This window comes from Methanobrevibacter sp. UBA188 (assembly GCF_905234905.1).
Taxonomy (GTDB): Archaea; Methanobacteriota; Methanobacteria; order Methanobacteriales; family Methanobacteriaceae; genus Methanocatella.
Window position 1 is genome coordinate 1 of sequence record NZ_CAJOJM010000066.1, and the last position, 5,784, is coordinate 5,784.

The 5,784-nt window shown below is 34.2% G+C and carries 6 protein-coding genes; 2 read left to right on the top strand and 4 right to left on the bottom strand.

All coding sequences use genetic code 11. The features are described from left to right. Positions 1-719: TrpB-like pyridoxal phosphate-dependent enzyme (locus QZ143_RS09035; protein ID WP_292883419.1), on the bottom strand; the 719-nt coding region annotated here is incomplete at its 3' end. 91 nt (positions 720-810) lie between these two features. Here QZ143_RS09035 and QZ143_RS09040 point away from each other — a divergent pair. Both QZ143_RS09040 and QZ143_RS09045 read left to right on the top strand, forming a co-directional pair. Beyond that, positions 811-1,839, top strand: coding sequence for a DUF1786 domain-containing protein (locus QZ143_RS09040; RefSeq protein WP_292883421.1), 1,029 nt, complete (start codon positions 811-813; stop codon positions 1,837-1,839). Positions 1,840-1,844: 5 nt separating this feature from the next. Next, a complete protein-coding gene (locus QZ143_RS09045) occupies positions 1,845-2,504 on the top strand; it encodes a PHP domain-containing protein (RefSeq protein ID WP_292883423.1) in 660 nt (219 codons plus the stop codon). Positions 2,505-2,511: 7 nt separating this feature from the next. Here the strand turns inward: QZ143_RS09045 and albA are convergent, their stop codons facing one another. The 3 genes from albA to QZ143_RS09060 form a co-directional block, all read right to left on the bottom strand. Beyond that, a complete protein-coding gene (albA, locus tag QZ143_RS09050; protein WP_292609637.1) occupies positions 2,512-2,787 on the bottom strand; it encodes a DNA-binding protein Alba in 276 nt (91 codons plus the stop codon). Between the two features lie 198 nt (positions 2,788-2,985). After that, entirely contained in the window at positions 2,986-4,515 is a 1,530-nt protein-coding gene (locus QZ143_RS09055) for a 2-isopropylmalate synthase (RefSeq protein ID WP_292883425.1), read from the bottom strand. Positions 4,516-4,538: 23 nt separating this feature from the next. Continuing rightward, complete coding sequence (locus tag QZ143_RS09060) at positions 4,539-5,738, bottom strand: PQQ-binding-like beta-propeller repeat protein (RefSeq protein WP_292883427.1); 1,200 nt, start codon at positions 5,736-5,738, stop codon at positions 4,539-4,541. Between the last annotated feature and the right edge of the window lie 46 nt (positions 5,739-5,784).

Here is a 5,784-nt window from a genome sequence, read left to right on the forward strand (position 1 = left end):
ATGACAGTTTGATGTAGCATTACTTGATTTAAAACACTTCCTAATGTGTATTTGACTTCATCATTAGCCAAAGCCTCTTCCATCGCTTCAGAAATTGCTACACCTAGTGAACCAGGATGGTCTGGATTTTCAGCCAGTATTTGACGTCCGATTTCGGTATTTTCACTTGGAGATGCATAAACATTACCGTTGTAAATGTTCATGATATTTTTCCTGTCTGGCTTTTGGTCAAAAGAAACTCTAACCATATAAACAGTACAATCCAAATCCAATAAATTACATGCAAGAGATAAAGCAGTACCCCATTGGCCCGCACCGGTTTCTGTAGTTAATCTTTCAACACCTTCCTTTTTAGCAAAATATGCTTGAGGAATAGCGGAGTTTAACTTATGGGAACCCGTAGGCGAAGTATCCTCCCGCTTGTAATAAATCTTAGCTGGAGTATTCAAATACTCTTCTAGATTTGTAGCTCTAAATAAAGGTGAAGGACGTCCCATTTTCATATAAAGTTCCCTGACTTCATTAGGGATTTTAATATATCTTTCTTGGGAAAATTCCTGCTCCAATCCGGCTTTGGTAAAAGCTTTTTGAAGGGAAGCAATCTGATCTTTACCTTCACTGTTTTTAGGCATAGGAAGTTCAACAGGCAAGTCAGCATTAATATTGTACCATTGTGTAGGCACATCGTCAGATGATAAAGTAATTTTATAATGTTTCATAATAATAGTTGTATTAATGTACTATTTAAATCTTTGTTGTACAAATATGTACACTTTAAATATTAATAATATAAAAAACAATTTAAAAAACATGAGAATTTTAGCTATTGATGTCGGAACCGGAACACAGGACATGATGATTTATGATACAGAAAAAGAACTGGAAAATTCCATAAAACTAGTTTTACCTTCCCCACACCTTTATATCTCCCAACAAATCAGGGAAATTGAAAATGACATCTATTTTAAAGGAGAAATAATGGGTGGAGGAAAAATCAAAAAAACCATATTGGAACACATGGAAAAAGGATACAAAGTAGTGATGGAATCCAAGTGTGCAAAAACAATACGTGATGATTTGAATCAAGTTAAATCATATGGAATTGAAATAGCTGATGATAATAAGGATTATAAGAACTATACAAAAATTACAATGGGCGACATCAACCTTACAAAATTAGCAAATTTTTTATTGGGCTATGATTTGGAATTTGACTTTGACAAGATTGCAATTGCAGTTCAAGACCATGGATACAATGAGAACATGGGCGACAGGGATTTCAGATTTGAAAAAATAAGAGAAAAAATCTCAAAGCCTATTTCACCTTTAGAGTTTGGTTTTACCGATGACCTTCCGGAATATTATACCAGAATGCAGGCAGTAAGAAGAACAATAAAAAACGAAGGAATAGAAGAAATTCCATTGCTGATGGATACAAAATTCGCGTCAATAGCTGGAATGTGTTACGATGAAATAGCTGAAGAATTGAACAGTTTTATTGTAATTGATATTGGAAACGGACATACTACAGCCGCATCTATTGAAGATGGAAAAATCCAAGGAGTATTTGAACATCACACTTCAAGTCTGACTGGAGAATCTCTGGAAAGATACATCAAAAGATTGGCTTCAGGCGAGATAACAAATAAAGAGGTTTACGATGATCATGGGCATGGGGCACACGTTTTAAATCCTATATCAAAAATCGAAAAGGTAATTGTAAGCGGACCTAAAAGAGAACTGATAGAAAAGACAAATCTTGACTGGCATCATGCAGCTCCAGGGGGAGATGTGATGATGACAGGTACAGTAGGATTAATAAAAACCATATTAGGATAGATAAAATGCTTAAGATGGACTCCCACATTCACAGTGAATATTCACCGGATTCTAACTCAAAAATCGATGATATTTTAAAAACTGCTAAAAAAGAAAATATCGACATAATAGCAATAAGCGATCACAATACCGTTGATGGAACAAGTGAAGTTTTAAGAAAAACAAGAAACACGGATATATTGGCAATTCCTTCTATAGAAGTTTCTTCAAGTATGGGTCATATTCTTGGATTTGGGTGTGAGGAAAACATACCTCGTGATTTAAGTCCTCAAGAAACTATAGACAAAATTCATGATTTGGGTGGTCTTGCAATAATACCACACCCATACTGTTTTTACAGACATGGCCTTCTTCATAAAACAGACTATAAAGATTTAAAAATTGATGCACTCGAAACAAAAAATGCCAGATTTATTGTAGGATACTGTAACAATAAAGCAAAAAATTTATCAATCAAAGAAAATATTCCTGCATTGGGTGCAAGTGATGCCCACTATTTTAAATTTGTCGGCGATTGCTATAGTTTAATAGATTGTGAAAAGGATATAGATGATGTTCTAAAGGCAATTAAAAAAAATTGTGTAGAGGCTCATGGAAAAGGAACATCAAATATTTATCTTTCAAAATATTTATTTGAAAAAAATGTTCTAAAGAAATTTGATTAAAAAGAGATTAATCACTCTTTTCAATTAAAATTTCTATTATAGAAACATTGGTTTTTTCATGGTTGTAGTTTTCAATTTCTTCTGTAGAAATTTGAATATCTGTAACATCAGATTCGGGAACGAATCTGTTACGAACAATTTCAGCAGCATCAACAGCACGACTAATGGCTTTTCCTCTAGCTCTTAAAGTAACGCTGTTGGAACCTTCATTGAACTGTGTGACCACCGCTAAAACATAATTCATTACAGGTTTACTACCAACAAAAATTGTATTATTTTCCATATTAAACTCACCATATAAATATTAGTGATTAATGTATATAAAATTTTACATAGAAATCAAAATATTGAATTAAACAACCTAAAATAAAAATTAAAAATGTTTAAAAAAGATACAGATAAAATAAAGATTTGTAAAATCTAAAAAAAGAAAAAAAAATAAAATGAAAATTGATTAATTTTTAAATATAAATTGATTAAATCATGACCTTTGAATCAAAAGCAATTTATTTATAGAATCAAGAACTGCCAATATACTTGCCATTACTATATCCTGATTTGTTGACCGCCCAGTTGATTTATTGCCATGAGAATCAGAACTGATAACGAAAACTTCAGCCAATGCATCAGTACCGCCTGTAATAGCTTCCAGATTATACTCTTCAAGTTCAACATCGATTGAATCCTGAATCAAATTTCTGATAGCATTTAAAGCAGCATCAACAGGCCCGACACCTGTGCTTGCAGTTTCCTTTTCTACCCCATCTATTTCAAGTTTTACCGTTGCAGTAGGAGAAACGATTGCTCCGGAAGACAAACTTAAACCTTTAATGACAATTGGAGTTTCACGAGCGGAACCGAGTTCAGTGGTAGCAATAGCAATCAAATCATCATCTGTGACACATTTGCCGCTATCGCCCAAAGATTTGATTTCCTCGAAAACCTTACAAAACTGATCATCATTCAAATCAATATGGTATTCTTTTAATTTGGATTTTAAAGCGTTTGCTCCAGTGTGTTTTCCTAAAACTATACGTCTTGAATGGCCTACAAGTTCAGGTGACATTGGCTCATATGTATTGGCATTATTTAAAATTCCATGAACATGAATTCCTGATTCATGAGCAAATGCATTGTCCCCGACAATCGGCTTATTGACGGGCATTTTAACACCAGTGAAACGGCCAACCAAATGAGATAGGCTATATAATCTGGTAGTATCCAAACCCAAATCTATACCATAGGCTACTTTAAGGGTAATGACCAATTCTTCTAAGGAACAGTTGCCTGTTCTTTCACCCAAACCGTTGACGGTAACATGAGCCTGATTTGCACCGCATTCAATGGCTGTCAAAGAGTTTGCAGTTGCAAGACCGAAATCATTATGGAAATGTACACTGATAGGTGCTGAAAAGTTATTCCTAATATCAGTTATTAACTCTCGTGTAAAGACTGGAGTCAAAACCCCGACAGTATCCGGAACATCCAAAAAATCAGCGCCGGCATCCACAACAGAATTGAAGACTTCAAATAAAAAATCCCTTTCAGTTCTGGTAGCATCCTCTGCAGAAAACTCAACAGTCAAACCATGGTCTTTAGCATATTCAACAGCATTTACAGCAGTTTCTAAAATTGCCTGTTTGGACATCTTCAATTTATAGTCACGATGCAATGGGGAAGTGCCTATAAAAGTGTGAACATAGTCCAAATCTGATTCAATAACTGCATCTATATCCCTTTCAAGAGAACGTGCCAAACCAACCAAAGTTGAATCCAAACTGAGAGAATTAATTCTTTTAGCAGATTCGATTTCACCTTTGGAAGAAGCTGGGAATCCCACTTCAATTTTATCCACACCCAAATTATTGAGCTTTTGGGCAATCTGCATTTTTTCATCAACAGTAAGGGCCACTCCAGGGGTCTGTTCACCGTCCCTTAGGGTTGTATCAAAAATATAAATTTTATCAGCAAGATTCATGTCTTTCTTTTTAAGGGTTTCAATATTTTTCATTTAATATCCTCTAAAGATTTAAATCATTTTTTTAATTTTTTAACGATTACAACAGCAACAATCAATAAAACAATCAAAACACCGATAGAATAATATAATTGCATGGATCCCGGAACTTCATATTTTTCAATATTTAATGAATAGAAGTTGCCAGAATCATCACCGAAGAATAAACTGTTTCCGTTAATTGCCGGTGAAGAGGTAATTTTAGAGTTGAATAAAAATGTTCCCGGATTATAGGTGAACTCCTCCAAACCTGTGTATTTATTCAATACATAAAAATTACCGTTATTTGAACCGAATGCAATTAAATTTTTCTTTAATGCTGGAGTTGATTGAATCTTATCTCCTGTATGATGACTCCATTTGACAGTTCCGTCACGGGTATCAAGACATGTTAGATTTCCTTCATCAGAACCTACAAAGACACTGTTATCATTTTCATCAATTGTTGGTGAAGAGATAATCTTATTGTTTAAATCGACCTTCCAGTTTAAGGCTCCATCGGATTCATTCAAACAGTATAGATTACCATCTGTGGAACCGAAAATTATTGTTTCGTTTACATAACTAGGTGAAGATAAAATTTGATCACCGGTTGTATACTCCCAATTCTTTTCTTTGTCTGTTCCAACACTATATATTTTACCATCAGTTGAACCGATATAGATTGAATCATTGACAACTATTGGAGAGGACTTGAATTTTCCATCCAATTTTTTATTTAAAACAACCTTACCGTTGTCTTTATCCAGGCCGTATAGATGTCCGTCATCACATCCAAAATAGACAACATCATCATAGAAAAATGGGGTTGACTCGACATTGTTGCAGTCATAATCCCATATAACTTTATGGGTGTTAATATTTACAGCTTTGATTCCATCATCACAGCCAATATATAACTTATTAGAATGGATAATTGGGGAAGAATTGGTTTTTGCCTTTAAATCAAGTTTCCATTCTTCCTGACCTTTTTCCATATCGATAGCTTTTAACATCCCATCATCGGAAACCACATAAATGTAGTCCTTATAAATCGCTGGAGAGCAATGGATAGGAGATTCCATATTAAAAGTCCAAAGATTGGTTACAAAATCTGATTCTCCATCCCTGTATGCTGAGTGACTAACATCTCCCGCAAAAGAATTCCAATTTTCAGCAGCTATCGGAGACAGACATAAAACACAAATGATTAAAGCAATTAGCAATTTTTTATACACTTAAAAACCTCCTAAACATCCCTATTAAATCGTTTTACACCAATTA